Below are 19,430 nucleotides of genomic sequence, written 5' to 3'. Positions count from 1 at the left end.
GTATAATATGTGTTGGTTAAAGGCGAATATTTGTATAATCTTCATTTTAGTATAACATATTAATTGTCCTAATTCTGTCATAATTAATATTTCTTTACAATATTATTATAATATATTATTAACATAAGTGTAATTCATTCATGCCTGAAAGTTATACAGAAGATTCCCTAGGACTTAGGCATAAGAATCTGCCTTGGCTTCTCATACTCCTCTGCAAAAAAAGCCCTGCTCCACCGTCATACTGATGACGATGAAACAGGGCTGTCAGGCAATACGATGTATCGTCCGTATTGCATTGATAGTCGTCTACTTTTTATTCGGCCGTTATCTTCGATACCATAGCGGCCTTAAATTCATGGACTTCATAGCGAGCCATATCGTCCTTAGCAAACACGTCTTCGGCAAGGATGGCCTCGAGTTCCTCTCGTGAAGACAAGGCAGACAGCATGACGCCGGCCTTAGGAATATCTAAGTAAGGACCGACGAGGACAAAATGTCCAAGGTTAAAATGTTTGGTGAACCATTCCGCATGCTGCTGAAATAAAGATTCAGCCTGGTCCTGAGGAATGTTTTCCGGATTCAAATATTCGCTGATGATAAACATGGTGCATGACCTCCTTTTCAGTCACTGAGACCCTTTGATACTTATAGCTTACGGCATAGAGTTTAGTCCAGGCAAGGCGTTGCTTAGAAAATTTTGACATCTTTCGTCAGTTTCGGAGAGAAGGATTTTTATGTCGCATGTCGAATTTGTAACATATGGATTCTTTTTCAGACCTGATAAACAGATTGCCCTTGGCAATACAGACGATTTCCCATAGGGATTTTCTAAAGGAGGCGTTTTAATGAAGTGGAAGAAAGTTCTTTGTACCGGCCTGTTTACGGGCATCCTCACGGTGACGGCCATGAGTGGCCTTGCCCTTGATTTGACCAAGGAAACCGACGTGATCAGCCGCAACCCGTCCAATGTCTATACGATGTACCTCGGCATGTCGGACAGTGAATTTAAGCAGAATTTTTCCGGCGTCAGCGGCTGGAATTATAACAACTCGACACAGACCAAGATGTGGAAGCTGCCGAGTATTTTAGAAGCCTACGACAATGGCCAAATCGGCATCGTCCATACGTACGGCCGTTCTGAAAAGCACGAAACGGTCCCTTACGTCATGAACCGCGAAGCTTTGATGGCCGACTTTAAAAAGAGCCGCCCCCTAGGGAATTATTCCGTCGTGCTGAAGAGGACCGTGAAATCCGATGACGTCAAAAAATTGAAATCCGAGGATACGGCAGCGATTCTGAAGGAAGGTCTGGATGATTTTAAATTGGCCGCCGACAACATGACCAAAGCCTTAGGCAAGGGGCCGACGGGGTCGCAATATTTGGACGGTCAGATCAACGGCAATGAATTTGCCAAGACCATCATCTACTCCTGGTCGACAGGCGATCGTTCGGGCTATAGCCTCTCTATTTCGTACAAACTCCCCCAGACGATTGACCGCAGCCGCCCGCGGGCCGTCGATTATACAGAGCATCCTGAGTTTGATCCGGACGACGTCGTCATCACCGAGCTTAGCATGCAGCATTATGACTGGAATATAGAAGATAAATAGGAGGTTTCTATGTTCGATATCTTGAAGACCATCGGCGAAGTCCTCATCGCCTTGTTCATTCTTCGCTATTTGATTCACATATACAATACCCTCGGCCGCACGCGCGAGCCCGTCCGCAAGGCCTTGGCCGATATTTCAACCTACAAGGCCCAACGGGAAGCGACGCTCTATCACCTCTATGTCATTGCCGAGCAGTTCAGCCAGCGCGAAAGCAATACCCTGACTCAGGCCAGCCTGGCGAACATGTCTCGGCAAAACGCTAATTTCCAGGCCTTGGCCGCCGCCTATCCGGAGCTGAAATCGAATCAGACCTACCTGTCCCTCATGGACAGCGTCGGAGCGCTGGAGCTCCGGATTCAAGCGAGCCGTCAGGAATATAATGAGGCTGTCAGCAACTATCAGACCCTGCGCAGTCAGATTCCCTACTGCCTGCTGGCGCCCCTCTTTGGCTTTAAGTCGGCCGAATACAATCAAAAAGAAAAGGATCTTGAAGCCAGTCCCTCCGAAATCAAGACGGCTCCGGACGCACTGCCTCCGGTCATCGAAAGTCCGGTCAAAGAGGTTATGCCGGAACCGGTCTATCATTGTCCCAAATGCCAGTCTGAAATTCATCAACGGAAAGGGAAATTCGGTCCCTATTGGCGCTGCGAAAACCCAAAATGCAAGGCCGATTTCACCGACGACGACGGAAAACCGGTCATCCGCCTCTGCCCGACCTGCGGCACGGGCTACCTGCATAAACGGACCTTATCTCATAAGGACTACTGGACGTGCAGCAACTATCCGCAGTGCAAGGCCAAGTACCCTGCCGATACGGCGATATTGACCGAAGCTCAGTCTGATGATTGAGTCCCTTTACGAGGACTGACCGAGTGGCCGTAAGGAGTTCAAAAAACACTGTGAGGAAGCTCTCAGCGGCCCATTTTCCGATGATGACGATATCTTAGGGAGACTGGCTTTTTCAATGAAGTTCGGCCCTGTACTTTCATTGACAATAAGGCCTGTTATCGATATAATGAACGGGTAATCAATTCCATAACAGGACTTCTAGTGGCGCTAGAGGCTTCGGCAAAAGAAATAGCTATGTACGCTAATGGCGTATGTTCGGCTATTTCTTTTTTTGTTTAATACGGTTTTTATTTTATGTTTAGGGAAAACCGAAACTGCTTTTTTTGCGTCATCGGAGAGAATCCCTGTGTTGGAACGATTCTATTTCTTTATCAAAGGAGGGTTTAATCACATGTCCCAAGCAAACGGACTTTTAGAACGATTATTCCATTTATCTGAACATAATACGACGGTGCGTCGCGAATGCCTGGCAGGTCTTACGACCTTCGTCTCCATGGCTTACATTCTCTTCGTCAATCCCATCATCTTAGGCGATGCCGGCATGGATCCCGGTGCCGTCTTTACGGCCACAGCCTTATCGGCCATCATGGGCTGCCTGCTCATGGGCTTTTTGGCCAACTACCCCATCGCCATTGCCCCGGGTCTGGGCGACAACGCCTTTTTCACTTATTCCATCGTCCTGGCTATGGGAATGCCCTGGCAGCAGGCCATGGGCGGCGTCTTCATTGCATCCATCTTATTTACCTTGGTATCCTTATTCAAACTGCGTGAAATCATCATCGACGCCATTCCTCAGGACTTAAAGTACGCCATGGCTGCCGGTATCGGCATCTTCATCTCCTTCGTCGGCCTTCAAGGCGGCGGCATCGTCATGGCCGACCCGTCGTCGATGGTCGCCATCGGTTCCTTTAAGGTCGCAACGACGTGGCTGACTATTTTCGGTATCTTCGTCACGGCCATGCTCATGGCTAAAAAGGTTCCCGGCGCGATTTTTTACGGCATCGTCCTGACGGCTATTTTGGGCCTTGTCACTAATCTCATCCCCTTGCCGGACAGCATCATTTCCATGGCTCCGAGCCTGGAACCGACCTTCGGCGTCGGCGTCGCCAACATGGGCGCCATCGTTACCGACCCGCAGATGTGGGCCGTCGTCGTCATCTTCTTTCTGGTCGCCTTCTTCGATACGGCCGGAACCCTGATTGGTCTTGCCCAGCAGGCCGGCATCATGCAAAACGGCAAGATGCCCCGCATCGGGAAAGCCCTCATGGCCGATTCCCTGTCCATGCTCGGCGGGGCTGTCATGGGAACGACGCCGACCGCAGCTTACGTCGAATCGTCGGCCGGTATCGCCGTCGGTGCCCGGACGGGCCTTACGGCCATTGTCGTCGCCATTCTCTTTGGCTTCAGCATGATTTTCTCGCCCCTCTTGTCGGTCGTTACGGCTCAGGTCACGGCACCGGCCCTGATCATCATCGGCGTCCTCATGACGTCGTCCCTCCGCGAAATTCATTGGGATCAATTCGAGACGGCCTTCCCGGCTTTCTTAGTCATCATCGGCATGCCCCTGACCTTTAACATTTCCTACGGCATCGCCTTCGGCTTCCTCTTCTACCCGATTCTGATGACCATTGCCGGCCGCCGGAAAGAACTGAATCCCCTCATTTGGGTCATGTTCGTCCTGTTCCTCATCTTATTGTATACTTTGACGATACTTAAATTCTAAGGAGGTCTGTCCATGCTTACAAAAGAATTATTATCCGACTACATCGATGCCGGCGCGGCCAAAATTAAGGCCGACCTGGCCATCGTCGGCGGTACCTTGATCAACGTCAACACCGGCGAATACTACAAAGCCGACGTCGCCATGTATAAGGGAAAAATCGTCGCCGTCGAAAGTGATATTTCCGATTACATGGGACCTGACACCAAAACCGTCGACGGGACGGGAAAATATCTGGCACCGGGCCTCATCGACTGCCATATCCACGTGGAATGCAGTAAAATGAGCATGACTCGCTTTGCTCAGGCCGTCGTCCCCTGCGGCACGACGAGTATCGTAAGCGGCCTTGACGAATATATTTCCGTCATCGGTGTCGACGGCTTAGGTCCGATTTTTGAAGAAATCGAAGCGTCGCCGCTGAAGGTCTTCTGGGCCCTGCCGTATAAGACACCGTACACCATTCCCGTGTCGACCATCGCCTACAATGTCACCGCCAAAGACCACGCTAAATACCATCAGGATCCGAACTGCTACGGCATTTGGGAACTCGTCCGCGAAGCCGTCCAGACGAAGGATTCGGATACGCTGGAAGCCTTGGTCTTAGCCCAGAAATACCATCGCCCCATCTTCGGCTGCAGCCCTCTGGCCCGCGGCAAGGACCTTAACGAATACCTCATGAGTGGCGTCCGCGTCGACCATGAAAGCTACGACCATCAGGAATTTTTAGAAAAGGCCCGCAAAGGGATGCACACCATCATCCGCGAATCGGCGGTCACCAAGTTCCTCAAGGAAAATGTCCGGGCCATCACTGAAGGGGCCCCGGGTATTGCCCGCCACACCAGCTTTTGCTCGGATGACGTCCACGCCCGCGGCATCTTAAAGACCGGCCATATCGACAACATGGTTCGCCTGGCCATCGCTGCCGGCCTCGCCCCGATGACGGCTATCCAGATGGCCACCATCAATGCCGCCGAAGCCTATGAAATCGACGACCGCGTCGGTTCCATCGCCCCGGGGAAAGATGCCGACATCCTCCTCGTCGACCAGCCCGGGACCTTTACCGTCGAAACGGTTATCAGTAAGGGCATGGTCATCACTGAAAACAAGAAAAACGTCTTCACCTACACCGTCCCCCTCCGCGATGCAGCCTTGTTACATACGGTACAGCACGAAAAAATGCAGCCTCTCGACTTTGCTTATCACGTCGACCTCCAAGAAGGCACGGCCATCGTCGAAACCATCGACAGCATCGGCCCCTTCATGCGCAAACGCCGTGACGTCGAACTCGAGGTCAGAGACGGCATCGTTCGCCCGAGTGCCGAAAAAGACGTGGCCTTAGTCTCGGTCATCGAACGCTATGGTAAGAACGGCAACGTCTCCAAAGGCTTCATTTCCGGCTGGTCCCTCACCAAAGGTGCCATTGCCACGACGGCTGCTCCCGATGACAATAACCTCGTCGTCGCCGGCGCTAACTACGAAGATATGGCATTGGCAGCCAATACCCTCATCGAAAACGGCGGCGGACAGGTCGTCGTCCTCGACGGGAAAATCGTATCCTTCCTGTCCCTGCCTATTGCCGGCATCGCCTCCGATATGACGCCGGAAGACTTGGCTCAGAAAGAAAACGAACTCGATGAAGCTGCCAAGACCTTGGGCAGCCGCCTGCCGGACCCCATATTCTACCTCTCCTTCCTGCCCATTACGGCCATTCCCGACCTTGCCATCACCGACGGCGGCAATGTCGACTATACGAAACTTGCTTACTTCGACCCCATTTTACAACTGAAACCATAATCCTTTGACAGAAAGACAAAATTTATAGCACCATACAAAAATCGCCCCCATGACATAGAACGACTACGTCATGGGGGCGATTCCATTTATAACACGTTTCTTTTAAGCACTAGCGATTATAAAAAGATAATCATATCACCGATCATAATACGCGGAACCCTTTTGCCCTCCAAGGCAATTTGGCCGGGCATTTCAGCTTTTATCCCGACTCCGAAAACAAGGGTGCAGTGGCCATGTTCCTTCAAGGTCTGATTAGCTTCTGAGCCGACGTCACTGACCTGATATTCTTCATCGGCAATGAGCAGTTTATCGCCGACTTCAATCGGCTGGGTCAGGGTACTCTTCGTATGGGACACGACCATATTTTCATAGGCATAGGGAACGTCGTTATCGAAGATAATAATGCTGTTTCGTATTTTCATAAACGACAGGACCGATTCCCCAATCGCAGTAACTTTTGCTTCGTATTTCATAATAGCAGCTCCTTTCTGTATCGCTTAGAAACGAATAGAGATCCTAAGCCTTCCACCATATCGGTAACAGAGGTTCAGCAAATAACACCTTGCTGTATGCCTTAAAATATAACAGATATTCCCAGCGTTAGCAAGATAGCTGTCACAGAAGCGAGGCAAGTCGCAACGGTATATGATTTTAAGGCCCCTTCTACGGTCAGGCCGAAGTATTCCTTAACAATCCAGAAACCGGAGTCCGTAACGTGAGAGAAGCAAATGGCGCCGGAGCCGACAGCCAGGCAAACAATGGCCGGGTCCAATCCGGGATACTGCGGCAGCAGCGGCAAGACAATACCGGCAGACGTCATCATCGATACCGTAGCAGAACCCACAGAGAATCGCATGATAGCTGCAACAACCCAGGCTAAAATCAAAGGATTCATATGGATTGACATGAGAATAGAACCTAATTGAGTTCCCAATCCGCTATCCAATAAGATTCGATTGAAAGCCCCGCCGGCCCCGATGACCAGCAGGATACCGGCAACCGGTCCGAAGGACTGTTCCGTGAATTTCAACAATTCTTTCATCATGCGCCCGCGGTGAAGCCCCAAAGACCAGTAAGCAAAGAATGCAGAAATCAAGAGTGCCGTAATAGGATTGCCGATGAAGTCGATAATCATACTGGCTTCAGTTCCCTTCCACGGAGAAAGATCGAATAACGTTTTAGAAACCATGATAATCATCGGTAAGAGTATGGTCAACAGGGTAATGCCAAAGTTAGGCAGTTCACTGTCAGGAACTTCATCATACGTTTCGCGGACCGAGTCCATATCCGACGAAATTCGCTTATGAATGAGGCTGGTCCAAATGGGACCGCCGACAGCTGCGCAGATGGTACAAATCAAAAGGCCCAGTAAAATAACCTTGCCGACATCGGCTCCTAAAGTGTCTACGATGGCCATGGCAGCCGGATGAGGCGGCAGCATGCAGTGGACAACCTGCAGGGACACGCCGATGGGGACCCCAATGGCAATGATCGATAAGCCCGTGGCCCGAGCGACACTAATGACTAATGGAATCAACAAGACAAAGCCAACTTGGAAGAATACGGGAATCCCGGTAATTAAGCCGACAAACATCATGGCCCAATTGGCTTTTTTCTTACCAAAGCGGTTGATAAGGGTCCGAGCCAGCCGTTCGGCCCCGCCGGACGTTTCCAGCATTTTCCCTAAAATACTGCCAAAGCCCAATACAGTAGCTAAAAAGCCGAGCGTACTTCCCATGCCGGCCTCAATAGATTTACAAATTTGCAGCAGCGGCATACCGGTTACAAAGCCGACGAAGAAGCAAGCGATGACGAGGCTGACAAAGGCATGTAAATGAAGCCTCATGATTAAAACGACGACCAATATAATGGCAGCCAACAAGGTTCCGACTAAGAAAATAAGGTCCACAATACGTCCCCCCTATTCAGATAAATCAAGCCAAGGTAAATAAGAGGCTACTACTTTGGTCATTGTTTGTTCGGCCGCTTTGGTTACCTCTTCAAAACGTGTGTTTTCATTCATATGTTCAGCCAAGAAGGCTCTGGCGGCCTTCACACCGGCTGTCGATACTTCCGTGTTGATATTAACTTTGCGAATGCCAAGTCGAATAGCTTTTTGCAAGTCTTCTTTAGGAATACCGGAACTGCCATGCAGTACCAAAGGCGTCGTGACGGCCTGTGCAATGTCTGCCAGCCGCTGGAAGTCGAGCTTCGGCGTGCCCTTATAGATGCCATGAGCGTTGCCGATGGCGATGGCGACGGCATCAACTCCGGATGCGGCAGTATAAGCTGCCACATCCCGGACTTGAGTATGGGTATCTTCATTTCCGACCGGCCCCTGTCCCGTTTCCTCATTTAAGTACCCCAGCTCTCCTTCAACGCTGACATGGACGGCGTGGGAAATCCGAACAATTTCGGCGCTTCGGGATGCATTTTCGGCGACAGGAAGATGCGATCCGTCATACATGATAGACGTAAATCCTGCCCGAATAGCACGAATGACATTGCTTTCCTGTTTGCAGTGATCTAAATGAAGCACGATGGGTTGACTTGAGGTATGACCATAAAACTTCACTAATTCAGCCATGGCTTCTATCGGCATATGTTGGTCGTATTTTTCGCCAAAAGAAAGGATAACGGCATGATTTGAGGCTTTGGTCGCTGCCAATACGGCTTGTAACGATTCTACATTGTAAACATTGAAGGCTCCGACAGCCATTTTCTTTGCCGAGGCCGCTTTCAACATCGTTCGTAAGTTAATCAGCATCGTGCGTCACCTATCTCTTACTTAACATGGATACGACGTCCCGCAGCGTCGTTACGGCACCGACGTTCCCCGGGAAGATAATGTACGCCATATTGGGGAATTTGGCTTCTGCCCCTGTTTTCCAAACGGGAATCCCCGGCGAAACCTGTCCCAAAACCAGGGCTTTTTTTACACTAAGGCCTTTGGTACCGACGTCACTGGAGGTGATGCCGCCTTTGGCGATCAAGAAAGCCGGCTGAACGGAGAGGCGATGGACAATGCTGGTAATGGCTTCGGAAATTTTAACAGAAATCCGTAAGGATTCTTCTTCCGACCCGGCATCGAAGCGTTTCCGCCCCGTATAGACGGCAACGGTCGTACCTTGCTTGATGGCTTCTTCTGTCGTCTTTACGATGCGCTGTAATTCGGATTCCAGTTTTTCCGGTTCCAATACCAAGAGGTGATTGAATTCGATGAATTTTACCTGTTCGCAGGTCTTTAATTCATTCAATTGATCCGTCGTCTTCTTGACATGGGAGCCGATAATGATTAACCCGCCATTGGTATTTCCTTTTACAATAAGTTCTTCTTTTTGGAGAAGGGCTTTATCGGGAACATTGCCGATAACTTTAGGCCAGGCAGCTGCCGTACGGAATAGGAAGTTTTTACCGGCTTTCAGGGCCCGAATCATGGCGATGGCAAAGACTTGTACATCTTCGTAATCGACAGCGTTGACGATGACTTTGTTGAAGTCTTTTACTTCCATCAACTGTTTTTCGATTGCATCGACGCGGAGATTTCGTAAATCATCTAAGGAAATATACGTCGTATCGGAAGCCTTATATAAGCCTTTCGTTTTTTCTTCAATATAGGCACCCATTTCAGAAGCCGTATAACCAAAGGTCTTATCCTTAGCAAATTCCGTATCACCGGCAGGAACCAGATTGTCCCCTTCTTGGACATAATGGATGTTGCCGATGGTGAAGCGGCCCCCTTCTTTGAAGAAAGGCATTAAGACTTCGCCGTCGATAAGGCCATTATGTTCGCCTTCCAAGGTCTTACGAAGGGTATCTGTTTCTAAGGGATAGTGGCCGCGCAGGGTTGAATCACTGCGGCTGATAATCATGAAGTCTTTTCCTGTTTTTTTCGCTTCAGCTACAATCCGTTCAGCAATGATCTGATGGACTTCTTGTGTATGAGCTGCTGAGAAAGCACGTGAATTGGTCAAGATAAAGAATATCGAATTATCTTCTGCAAAGCCGTCGGCAATGCTTTCCGGGGACCAATCAGTATATACATGAATGCCGTTAACCGTTTGTACCCCCGTCGGATCATCGTCAAGGACGATGATTTTCTTATTGAAATCTTTCATTTCATCGGCTAATAATTTTTTTACTTGTTCAGGATTGCCATTGGGAATCCGGGCAAAAAGTTCCGTTTTTAATATGCTCATGATGATTTCTCCTTATTCCTCGTTCGTTTTAACAATAACGCCGGAAATATTTTCGTAGAATTGAACAATACCGCTGTGGTCGTCCATCAAATGACCGGTAGATTTCAGACTGTTCATGATTTGCTGCAGGCTGCTGGTCAGGATGAGCGGTAAGTCTAACCCGTTGGCCGTAGCCATAACATTATTGATATCTTTTAAGTTGATGCGAATCGGTCCGCCCGGTTTAAAGTTACGGCTGTACATCATCGGAGCTTTGGCATCAAGAACGGCACTGCCGGCCAAACCGCCGCGAATGGCTTCATACACTTTTTTCGGATCGGCTCCGGCTTTTGTTGCCAGAATAAGGGCTTCCGATACCGCCGCGATATTCAGATTGACGATAACCTGGTTTGCCAGTTTCGCAATGGAACCGCTGCCATTAGGGCCAATCAAGGTAATCGAAGAACCCATGGCTTCAAATACATCATGGACTTTGTCGACGACTTCCTGTTTGCCGCCAATCATAATAGCCAAGGTGCCGGCGACGGCCCCCGGTTCACCGCCGCTGACCGGTGCATCTAAAAAGTGGCATCCCTTGCTTTCAGCAAGCTTGGCAAATTCCTGAGATTCAATAGCCGTAACCGAGCTCATATCGACAATGACGGCGCCTTCGGGAATACCGGCCAACACCCCGTCTTCCCCTTCTAAAAGGGAGCGAACGATAGGACCACTGGGAACCATAGTAATGACAACGTCTTTTCCCTGTGCTGCCTGTTTGGGAGACGTCCCGGCAATGGCTCCGGCTTCTGCCATTTCTTGAACGGCAGCCGGAAGGATATCGTAGGCTGTGACTTCAAAACCAGCTTTCAGCAAATTCTTTACCATCGGTTTTCCCATAATACCTAAGCCAATAAATCCGATTTTTTTCATTATAATTACCTCCTGAAAATTAAGTACCATGTAACATACTACTTGCATTAAAAATAATTACGCACTTAGTAGTGCGTAGCATACTACTTAAAGTAAAAGTAAAACGCAGGAATCCTGCGCCGTACTTCTATAAGGAGCCTTTCGCCCCTAGTACAATGGCCGTCTCTTCCATATGCTTTCGAAAGGCAGATGCCGCCCTATCGCTGTCACCGGTCAAGATAGCATCTAAGATTTGCTGATGTTCCTCATAAGCCTTCCCATGGCGATGTGTACTTCGAAGGGAATGAACCGTCGCCAATTCGATTTTCGTACGCATGAGATTCGCCATACGAGTTAAATAGGCATTCTGCGGAAAATCTACAATTAAATGATGGAACTGGATATCAGCCTTCATGAATTCATAATGGGATTCATCGTCATCAGAATATCCGGCTTCTGTCTTTTGACATTCAATCAATGCAGTGACAGTCTCCTGCCATCGCTTGTCATGGGGGTGATTGGCAAGACACAGCACCGCGTAACCTTCAATAGCCAAACGGGCCTGTAAAATTTGCCGCAAGTCATCGGGAGATGTTGCTTTTACACCAAATCCACGATTATTGAAGATTTCAATGAGGTCATCATTCTTCAGCTGTAAAACAGCTTCGCGTACCGGCGTGCGGGATACGTTCAACTTGTCGGCAAATTGTTTTTCAGAATAAACTTCACCGGGCAATAACTCACCCTTTACAATTGCTTCTTTTAAGTATTGATAGATTTGATCTTTATACGATACTTTTTTTAACATGATGAACTCCTTCGTCGGTAACTCGTATCTTGTATGTAGCATACTACTAACGTAAAAAAAAGTCAAGAAGATTTCAATTGTTTTACATTGAATTTTTCCAGTGCTTTACATGTTCTATATGTTCCTTTGGTATGCTGTAAAAAATAGACTAAAAGGTGGGATTTTTATGGCAAAGACTTATGTGCTCGATACGAATGTCTTGATTCAGGCTCCGTATGCTATGCAGTGTTTTGAAGATAATCATGTCGTTATTCCCCTGGTTGTCGTGGAAGAATTGGATGGACTGAAAAAAGCGGATGGTGAACGCGGGTTCAATGCCCGGCAAGCCATCCGCTTTTTGGAACGTTTAAGGCTCCGCGGCAATTTACTGGACGGCGTTGCCCTTGATAACGGCGGCATGGTACGTATCGAGATTAACTGCGTCCACGAGGCGCTGCCGGAATCGCTGCCTGACGATCAGGCCGATAACCGAATTCTCAAAGTCTGCTGCCACCTGCAAAGCTGCCAGCCCATTTTGGTTACCAAAGACTTGGTGCTGCGGCTCAAAGCCCAGGTGCTGAACATTGAAGCTCAGGATTTCAGTACAGAACAGGTACTGCCCGAAAAGAACGGCTATACGGGCCGTCAAACCTGCTATGTCCCGGAAAGCGACTTCGATGCCTTTTTAGAAGAAGGCATCGATGCCGACCGTCTCTACCAAATCGACGCCAACGCCCAACGCTACGACGTGACGGTACAGGAAAATGAATTCATCATCTTACAAGCCGACGCTTCCCTTCGTAAGACCCATTTAGGCCGAGTCCATAAAGGGCGCGTCATCCCCCTGACCTACAGCCGCGTTTCCCCCTACGGCATCAAGCCGCGAAATGCCGGCCAGTATTTTATGCAGGAAGCCTTGATGCAGTCGGCGGAAGAAGCGCCGTTGGTCATCATCAAAGGTCAAGCCGGCACGGCCAAGACATTCTACTCGTTGGCCGTAGGCCTTGAAAAAATCATCAACCATCCGACGGGTGAATACCGGCGCATCCTCATCTGCCGGCCGAACGCCCAGTTCGATTCGGATATCGGCTTTTTGCCCGGCGATGAACAGGAAAAGATTTCGCCCCTCATGCGCCCCATTATCGACAACTTGGAGCAGCTCATCGACAGCAATGAAGCCGAACGCTATGAAAATGAACGGGAACTGGCCGAAAAGATTGAAGAAATCTTCGACCGCCACGTCATCCAGACCGAAGCCTTGAACTTCATCCGCGGCCGTTCCTTGGAAAAGACGTATCTCATCATCGACGAAGCGCAGAACATGACGCCAAATCAGGTAAAAGGCATCATCACCCGGGCCGGCAAGGGCACGAAGATCATTCTCGTCGGCGACCCCAATCAGATTGACCGCCCCTTCCTGGATGAACGGACGAACGGCTTGACCTATGCCGCCGGTAAGATGAAGGGCAGCCCCTTATGCTATCAATTGACCATGCGAGCTGACGAATGCGAACGGTCGCCTTTAGCCCTGGACGCCGTTCAACGCTTATAGATTTTTGTAACGATTACGGTTTCAGATACTGTTGGGATATCGCCGGATTCCACGAGCAGCAGCCGCCCGTTTCTTTTTCAAAGCGCCAGTGCTGGCGGACGTCGGGATACTTTTCGTGATCGACTTCGCTGAGGAACATGTCTAAGGGACGGATGAAATCGCGGTATTCGCCGTACAAGGTCTTATAGACGACGTACGTTTCCTTCGTTGCAGCATCGTCGGCAAGGCCGATGATACGGTACCGCTTCTGCTTAAAGTGACGCCACGTTTCCCCCGGTTTTGGCAGTTCCCGGCCGGCTACAAAGGCACTGAGAGCTCCCAAAGACGGCAAAAAAGCGGCTGCCTTCACCCATTTGGCATCGACAAATCCTTGGTCAACCATCGCTTCTAAGAAAGCCTTCATGGGCTGATAGTAGCCATTGAAATCGAGGAAGGCGAAGCGTCCTTTGAGGTGACCGAGCTTTACTTCACTCATGACCTGACTGATTTCTTCCAGCGTGCCGAATCCTCCGGGAAAGGCCAGGAAGAGGTCTCCTAATTCCATCATCTTCGCTTTTCGCGAAGCCATGTCCGGCGTGACGATGAGTTCTGTCAGGCCCTCCTGTTGGAGCGCCGTATCGATAAATTCCTGAGGCTCTACGCCGATAACGGTGCCGCCCTTTTTTAGGGCTCCGGCAGACAAGGCTCCCATGAGCCCCGTTCGGCTGCCGCCGTAAATCAAAGTATGGCCGTGGTCGGCAATCCAAGCTCCCAAGGCCGAGGCGCAGGCTTCATAACTGGGATCGTTTCCCCGGCTGGCGCCGAGGTAGACTGTAATATTCATCGTACTTCCCTTCTTTCCGCTGGATGTCATGGCTCTTCTGGCCATTGTATGCTACAATAATACTATCTATTATAGCATATGTGAGAAGTATTCCGACGGATAAATGTCTGGAAAAAACCGCAGCTGTCCTGCCGACTGATCTGCCAAAGAAATTCCCGTCAAAGGGAAAAAATCCCTTTCGCGAGATCATCGCCCTCAGGATATCCGATCCGACAGCGGGCTGATGTTGAAGCCGACAGGCGGTTCATAGAAGAAGCTTCACCCATCGAGGTATACGTAAAAAGGCGTATTCACAAGAATATTCTTGCGAAACGCCTTTTTCTGTATCTATATGACTGTGAAAACGAAAGGAGCCTGTACCTTGCCCAGAGAAACGGATGCGCCGAATTTTTTTATCGGCCGCAGCGACACCATTGCCAACAACGACAAATTATCTCATAAATCCCGCCAAAGCCTGTATACGGCCCGGGCGGCCAATACGGTCGACGCCTATCGCTCGGACTGGAATGACTTCTGCGACTGGTGTGCCTACCATGATTTGTCGTCCTTTCCGGCGGAACCGGAAACGATTGTAAACTATATCAACGACCTGGCTGACAATGCCAAGGCCAACACCATTGCCCGACGCATCAGTGCCCTCACGGAAAATTTCGATGCCGCCGGTGTCAAAGACAATCCCTGCCGCTTTCCCATCGTCCGCAACGCCCTGCGCGGTATCAAGCGCATGAAGGGCACCATTCAGCACGGTAAGGCACCGGTCCTCTTCGACGACATCAAAGAAATGCTGACCTTCCTCGAAGGCAAGGACATCCAACAGATTCGGGACCGGGCCATCTTGCTGGTCGGATTCTATGGGGCCCTGCGCCGGTCGGAATTGGCCGGCATCGACGTCGAAGATTTAAAATTCACCCGCCTGGGTCTTTTAATCACCCTGCGCAAATCGAAGACCGACCAATTCGACCAGGGCCAGATGATCGCCATCCCCATGGTAAAGGATACGAATCTCTGCGCCGTCACGGCGTTAAAGAATTGGCTCGACATGAGCGGCATCACGACGGGTCCCGTCTTTCGCGGTCTGACCAAAGGACACCATATCCGCAAGACGCGGATCTCCGATAAGGCCATTGCCCTCATCGTCAAGCACTATGCCGAACTCATGGGCATGAACCCCGATGATTACGGGGCCCACAGCCTGCGCCACGGCTTTGCCACATCGGCCGCCCAGCACCACGTCGAGGAACGGCAGATCATGCGCCAGACCCGTCATAAGTCACAGGCCATCGTCCGCCGCTATATCGACGAAGCCGACCGCCTCGTCGACAGTCCGATTTTAAAGATTACCGAAGATAAGTCTTAAGGGACCAGCTGTGCAGCCAAGACTTGCCGCACATGGCCGGCCTTGCCGGAAGCGACAGGCAGGCGCAGGACTTGACCGGGCTGGATGGCACGATCGCCGGTCAGTTTATTTTCATCGAGGATGGACTGGATGACCTGACGTACATCCGTATCTTCATCGACGACGACCGACGCCAGCTGCCAAACGGTCTGCCCCGGTTCAACGCGAACGGAAACGTATTCCTGTGAAGGCTGATAGCTCCAGCCGATTTGGGTGCACATAAAGATAGCCAGGCCAATCAAGGCGACATATTTTAGTAACGGGCCTCTCCCTTTTCGTCTTCTTCTCATGGTTATCACTCCTAAGTAAAAACGAACGTTCTAAGAACAAGTGTTCGTCGACACCCTTATTATAGCTTCGAACAGTTGTTCTTGTCAAGGCGATTTGAACAAATGTTTGATTTTTTTCGGTATTTTCGGTATAATGTGACTAGCTATACTGGAATGATTGTAACTTGCCAGAGACTGGAGTGACTATATATGATTACCAATGAAAAAATGCTGACGACCCGTCAAAAACAGATATTAGAATACATCCGCACCTGTGTCCACCAATTCGGCTATCCCCCGTCGGTCCGGGAAATCTGTAAAGAAGTCGGCCTCAGTTCGACGTCGACAGTCCATGGCTATCTCCATCGCCTTGAAGACCTGGGCTATATCCGCCGCGACCCGGCTAAGAACCGAACGATCGAACTCCTCGACGAAGGTTCGTGGCGTTCAAAGAAGATCGTTCCCCTGCCCCTCGTCGGCCAGGTCCGTGCCGGAGCTCCTATCTTTGCCGAAGAGTGCGTCGAAGACGTCTACCCCTTCCCGGCTGATTTCATCGGCAATGACGACTGCTTCATGCTCATCGTCCAAGGGGACAGCATGAAAAATGCCGGCATCCTCGAAGGCGATCAGCTCATCGTCCGCCATCAGGATACGGCAGAAAACGGTGAAATCGTCGTGGCCCTCATCGACGATGAAGCGACCGTAAAGCGTTATTTCCGCGAAAAAGATGCCATTCGACTCCAGCCGGAAAATGATGAATACGAACCGATTTACACGCGAAACTGCAAGATTCTCGGCAAAGTCGTCGGCCTCTACCGTCAATATTAGGAGGTATCTTTATGGTTGATGTTGCTGCGGCAGCTGCCAACAGTGCCCTCTTTGACGGCATCCGCCCCGAAGACCGGTCAGCCATGCTCACCTGCCTCGGTGCCCAGACGAAGACCGTCCGGAAAGGGGAATTCTTGGTTCTGGCCCAAGACGAAGTCCGCTATATCGGCGTCGTCTTAAGCGGTGAAATCCACATGATCCACGAAGACCGCTGGGGCGACAAGGCCGTCTTGGCCGTCATCAAAGAAGGCGGCCTCTTTGGGGAAACCTTCGTCTGCGCTACAATTTTGCAGTCTTTAGTCACCTTCCAAGCCGTCAAGACGACGACCTTCCTGACCTTGCCCTTTCAAAAAGTCCTCCACGTCTGTACACAGGCCTGTCCTTTTCATCATCGGCTCATCGAAAATATGCTGCACCTCATTGCCGCAAAGAACGCCCAGCTCATGGAAAAGTTGGAGATCGTCTCGAAAAAAACCTTGCGCAAAAAGCTGCTGACGTATTTTTCCTTCCAATCAGAAAAGGCCGGCAGCCCGACCTTCACCATTCCCGTGACGCGAAGCCAGCTGGCCGACTACCTCTGTGCCGACCGAACAGCCGTCGCCCGGGAAATGTCGCGCATGAAAGAAGAAGGACTCATCGATGTAAATCAACAGACCGTTACCTTAAACTAAATACAAAAAAGGGAGCACTGCCAAGGCATTTGGCGGTACTCCCTTTTTGCATGCCGTATATTACAGATTTACTTCTTTAAAGCCAGGCCGTCGTGGAAGGCTTTGCCGACGACGGGGCCGATGAGGCGATACGTCTTGGTGCTGCTGTCATACATGATGGGCTGGAGTTTGTCGTAGTCGACGAGCCCCTCGGTGAGGACCGATTCATCAGCTTGCTGAGCTACGATTTTTCCGACGAGAATCCCCGTTTCGTCGTCATAGCTCTTGCATTCGCATTCGAGGGTGACGGGAAATTCTTCGATGATCGGGGCCTTGACGTGGCGGCTTTCATGGACGTGGCAGCCGGCCACTTCGATCTTATTGACGCGGTTCCCCGTTTCGACGCCAAAATAATCGGCCAGGACCATCGTATCCTTGGTCGCAAAGGCAACGGTAAAGGCGCCGGTCTTTTTGACGTTGTCCGTCGTCTTGTGTTTATCCAAAAAGAGTGTGATTTCATCGAAATCGGACTGGGAACCCCAGGCTGCGTTCATGGCATTGGGAACGCCATTTTCATCGTAGGTTCCGATAATGAATACCCCTTCCGGAGCGATACAAGCTTCTTTTCCGGAAAATTCTTTACTCATGATGTCATTCCCCCTTACGGTTATTTTCTTTATTATAGCAGAAACTCGTGGACGATGGATACAGGATGCGGTTAAAAAGGCAAACCCGGCTGCCGCAGACAGGCTTCGGCAGCCGGGTTTATGCCCGATATGACCTTTATTTTGTTACCGTCAGTGTGTCGTCGAAGGACTTACCGGTGACGAGGCGTGTGTGACGGTACGTTTCGGTACGGCCGTCTTAGGTGATGAACTGATGCTGGTCGTCGAGTGTGCCTGTTTTTTTGCCGCAGCAATACCGTAAGGAATGGCCAGGAAGACGACGGCGCCGACGAGATTGCCTAAGGTGACCCACAGGAGGTTGTAGCCGAAGCCGGAGAAGCTTACGGCCATGCCGGCCGGATTGAGGAGTCCCAAGGTCAGGACGGTCATATTGGCCACACTGTGTTCAAAGCCGCAGGTAAAGAAGGCGTAGAGACACCAGAAAGTCATGATCAATTTCCCGCTGTCAGACTTGCAGCGGAAGCCGCACCAGACGGCCAGACATACCAAGACGTTGCACAAGATGCCCCGCAGGAAGAGGACCAACGGAGGCAGACTCATTTTGGTTGCGGCGGCTCCTGCCAGGGCCTGTCCGACACTGCCTGCCGTCCCGGCTGCCCCGTAGAAGAGGAACGATAAGATGACGGCACCGACAAAGTTTCCGGCGTAGCAGACGACCCACAGGTGAACGACGTCGACCAAAGAAACGGTCTTTCCGCGCCAGCCGCTGAAGAGGACGAAGGCGTTACCTGTAAACAATTCTGCCCCGGCCATGATGACCAAGCTGAGGGCGACGCCAAAGGACAGGCCCATGGCAATCTTATTCATCGGAATCGGTCCCAGTGTGCCGCTGACCGTAAAGGCCAGGAGGACGCCGAAGCCGATATAGGCCCCGGCCAGTGCTGACAGGAGAAAATACCCCAAAGGGTTATTTTTTAACAAACGTACCTTGGCAGCCGCACCGGCAGCGGTTGCTGCATATTCTTCATCATACATAGTACCTCGCCTCCTACTTCAAACAAAAATAACGGATGCCGTTCCAATACAACGGCGTACAGACCTCAGCTTTAGGCGGTAAGCTCAGGTCCTTCATGATCCGGAGCAGAAACGCCTCCGGTCCCGTCCGATTGACGATATAGCCGAGATGTTCTTTGCCGCCCGGAGCTTCCGGATCCATATATGTTTGGGCGTAGGCGTAGACATGGCTGATGATGTTGATGACGCTGTCGGCGTCGGCCCATTTCAAAAAATCGATGCCCCTGCGGGGGTTCTTTTTTCCGCAGCGCATCGGATTGAACTGAGGTTCTTTGTCTAATTGGCAAAGACAGTTTGAAAGGTTTCAAAGGATACATCTATCCCCTATCCGTTCCTCTTTCAGTCCATGATTTTTTCACATCTTT

The 19,430-nt window shown here is 50.5% G+C and carries 20 protein-coding genes; 8 read left to right on the top strand and 12 right to left on the bottom strand.

The genetic code is table 11. From position 1 onward, the window contains the following. Positions 1 to 313: 313 nt before the first annotated feature. A complete protein-coding gene (locus tag UCI88_RS07760; RefSeq protein WP_330024165.1) occupies positions 314 to 604 on the bottom strand; it encodes a YciI family protein in 291 nt (96 codons plus the stop codon). 241 nt (positions 605 to 845) lie between these two features. On the opposite strand from UCI88_RS07760, the gene UCI88_RS07755 reads away from it, so the two are divergent. The 4 genes from UCI88_RS07755 to UCI88_RS07740 all read left to right on the top strand — a co-directional run bounded on the left by UCI88_RS07755 (position 846) and on the right by UCI88_RS07740 (position 5,973). Then, positions 846 to 1,610, top strand: coding sequence for a hypothetical protein (locus UCI88_RS07755; RefSeq protein WP_330024164.1), 765 nt, complete (start codon positions 846 to 848; stop codon positions 1,608 to 1,610). 9 nt (positions 1,611 to 1,619) lie between these two features. Then, positions 1,620 to 2,459: a LemA family protein gene (locus UCI88_RS07750; protein WP_330024163.1), complete on the top strand. Its 840-nt coding sequence runs from the start codon at positions 1,620 to 1,622 to the stop codon at positions 2,457 to 2,459. A gap of 391 nt (positions 2,460 to 2,850) precedes the next feature. Beyond that, entirely contained in the window at positions 2,851 to 4,182 is a 1,332-nt protein-coding gene (locus tag UCI88_RS07745; RefSeq protein WP_044503755.1) for an NCS2 family permease, read from the top strand. Positions 4,183 to 4,194: 12 nt separating this feature from the next. Next, on the top strand, positions 4,195 to 5,973 hold the full coding sequence (locus UCI88_RS07740; protein WP_330024162.1) for an adenine deaminase C-terminal domain-containing protein: 1,779 nt from the start codon (positions 4,195 to 4,197) through the stop codon (positions 5,971 to 5,973). A gap of 116 nt (positions 5,974 to 6,089) precedes the next feature. On the opposite strand, the gene UCI88_RS07735 is transcribed toward UCI88_RS07740, so the two are convergent. From UCI88_RS07735 to UCI88_RS07710, 6 genes are all read right to left on the bottom strand, one after another. Beyond that, a complete protein-coding gene (locus tag UCI88_RS07735) occupies positions 6,090 to 6,446 on the bottom strand; it encodes a PTS glucitol/sorbitol transporter subunit IIA (RefSeq protein WP_044503753.1) in 357 nt (118 codons plus the stop codon). A gap of 101 nt (positions 6,447 to 6,547) precedes the next feature. After that, positions 6,548 to 7,882: a GntT/GntP/DsdX family permease gene (locus tag UCI88_RS07730; protein ID WP_044503752.1), complete on the bottom strand. Its 1,335-nt coding sequence runs from the start codon at positions 7,880 to 7,882 to the stop codon at positions 6,548 to 6,550. 12 nt (positions 7,883 to 7,894) lie between these two features. Further along, on the bottom strand, positions 7,895 to 8,740 hold the full coding sequence (locus UCI88_RS07725; protein WP_044503751.1) for a class II fructose-bisphosphate aldolase: 846 nt from the start codon (positions 8,738 to 8,740) through the stop codon (positions 7,895 to 7,897). Between the two features lie 10 nt (positions 8,741 to 8,750). After that, entirely contained in the window at positions 8,751 to 10,172 is a 1,422-nt protein-coding gene (locus UCI88_RS07720) for a four-carbon acid sugar kinase family protein (protein WP_302357227.1), read from the bottom strand. 12 nt (positions 10,173 to 10,184) lie between these two features. After that, a complete protein-coding gene (garR, locus tag UCI88_RS07715) occupies positions 10,185 to 11,081 on the bottom strand; it encodes a 2-hydroxy-3-oxopropionate reductase (protein WP_081651701.1) in 897 nt (298 codons plus the stop codon). Positions 11,082 to 11,208: 127 nt separating this feature from the next. Further along, positions 11,209 to 11,868 carry a GntR family transcriptional regulator gene (locus tag UCI88_RS07710; RefSeq protein WP_256179219.1) on the bottom strand — a complete coding sequence of 220 codons (660 nt, stop codon included), beginning with the start codon at positions 11,866 to 11,868 and terminating at the stop codon, positions 11,209 to 11,211. A gap of 166 nt (positions 11,869 to 12,034) precedes the next feature. Here UCI88_RS07710 and UCI88_RS07705 point away from each other — a divergent pair, with 166 nt between their 5' ends. Beyond that, on the top strand, positions 12,035 to 13,399 hold the full coding sequence (locus tag UCI88_RS07705; protein ID WP_256179221.1) for a PhoH family protein: 1,365 nt from the start codon (positions 12,035 to 12,037) through the stop codon (positions 13,397 to 13,399). Between the two features lie 13 nt (positions 13,400 to 13,412). On the opposite strand, the gene UCI88_RS07700 is transcribed toward UCI88_RS07705, so the two are convergent. Next, positions 13,413 to 14,222 carry a TIGR00730 family Rossman fold protein gene (locus UCI88_RS07700; protein ID WP_330024161.1) on the bottom strand — a complete coding sequence of 270 codons (810 nt, stop codon included), beginning with the start codon at positions 14,220 to 14,222 and terminating at the stop codon, positions 13,413 to 13,415. Between the two features lie 337 nt (positions 14,223 to 14,559). On the opposite strand from UCI88_RS07700, the gene UCI88_RS07695 reads away from it, so the two are divergent. Next, positions 14,560 to 15,579 (top strand): site-specific integrase, encoded by a 1,020-nt coding sequence (locus UCI88_RS07695; protein ID WP_407944385.1) that lies wholly within the window; start codon positions 14,560 to 14,562, stop codon positions 15,577 to 15,579. On the opposite strand, the gene UCI88_RS07690 is transcribed toward UCI88_RS07695, so the two are convergent. After that, a complete protein-coding gene (locus UCI88_RS07690; RefSeq protein WP_049917296.1) occupies positions 15,576 to 15,908 on the bottom strand; it encodes a LysM peptidoglycan-binding domain-containing protein in 333 nt (110 codons plus the stop codon). The genes UCI88_RS07695 and UCI88_RS07690 overlap by 4 nt on opposite strands. 189 nt (positions 15,909 to 16,097) lie before the next feature. Here UCI88_RS07690 and lexA point away from each other — a divergent pair, with 189 nt between their 5' ends. Together lexA and UCI88_RS07680 are read left to right on the top strand one after the other, a co-directional pair. Further along, entirely contained in the window at positions 16,098 to 16,715 is a 618-nt protein-coding gene (gene lexA / locus UCI88_RS07685; RefSeq protein ID WP_044503744.1) for a transcriptional repressor LexA, read from the top strand. 11 nt (positions 16,716 to 16,726) lie between these two features. Further along, complete coding sequence (locus UCI88_RS07680) at positions 16,727 to 17,386, top strand: Crp/Fnr family transcriptional regulator (protein WP_044503743.1); 660 nt, start codon at positions 16,727 to 16,729, stop codon at positions 17,384 to 17,386. 68 nt (positions 17,387 to 17,454) lie between these two features. Here UCI88_RS07680 and UCI88_RS07675 read toward each other — a convergent pair whose 3' ends face one another. The 3 genes from UCI88_RS07675 to UCI88_RS07665 all read right to left on the bottom strand — a co-directional run bounded on the left by UCI88_RS07675 (position 17,455) and on the right by UCI88_RS07665 (position 19,318). Continuing rightward, entirely contained in the window at positions 17,455 to 18,012 is a 558-nt protein-coding gene (locus UCI88_RS07675; RefSeq protein WP_256179223.1) for a flavin reductase family protein, read from the bottom strand. 150 nt (positions 18,013 to 18,162) lie between these two features. Continuing rightward, complete coding sequence (locus tag UCI88_RS07670; RefSeq protein ID WP_256179224.1) at positions 18,163 to 19,026, bottom strand: formate/nitrite transporter family protein; 864 nt, start codon at positions 19,024 to 19,026, stop codon at positions 18,163 to 18,165. A 13-nt stretch (positions 19,027 to 19,039) separates the two neighbouring features. Then, positions 19,040 to 19,318 (bottom strand): hypothetical protein, encoded by a 279-nt coding sequence (locus tag UCI88_RS07665; RefSeq protein WP_302357232.1) that lies wholly within the window; start codon positions 19,316 to 19,318, stop codon positions 19,040 to 19,042. Positions 19,319 to 19,430: the final 112 nt, after the last annotated feature.

Origin of the sequence: Megasphaera massiliensis (genome assembly GCF_036305205.1) — a bacterium.
GTDB classification, from domain to species: Bacteria; Bacillota; Negativicutes; order Veillonellales; family Megasphaeraceae; genus Megasphaera; species Megasphaera massiliensis.
This window is presented reverse-complemented; position numbering and strand designations above follow the sequence as displayed.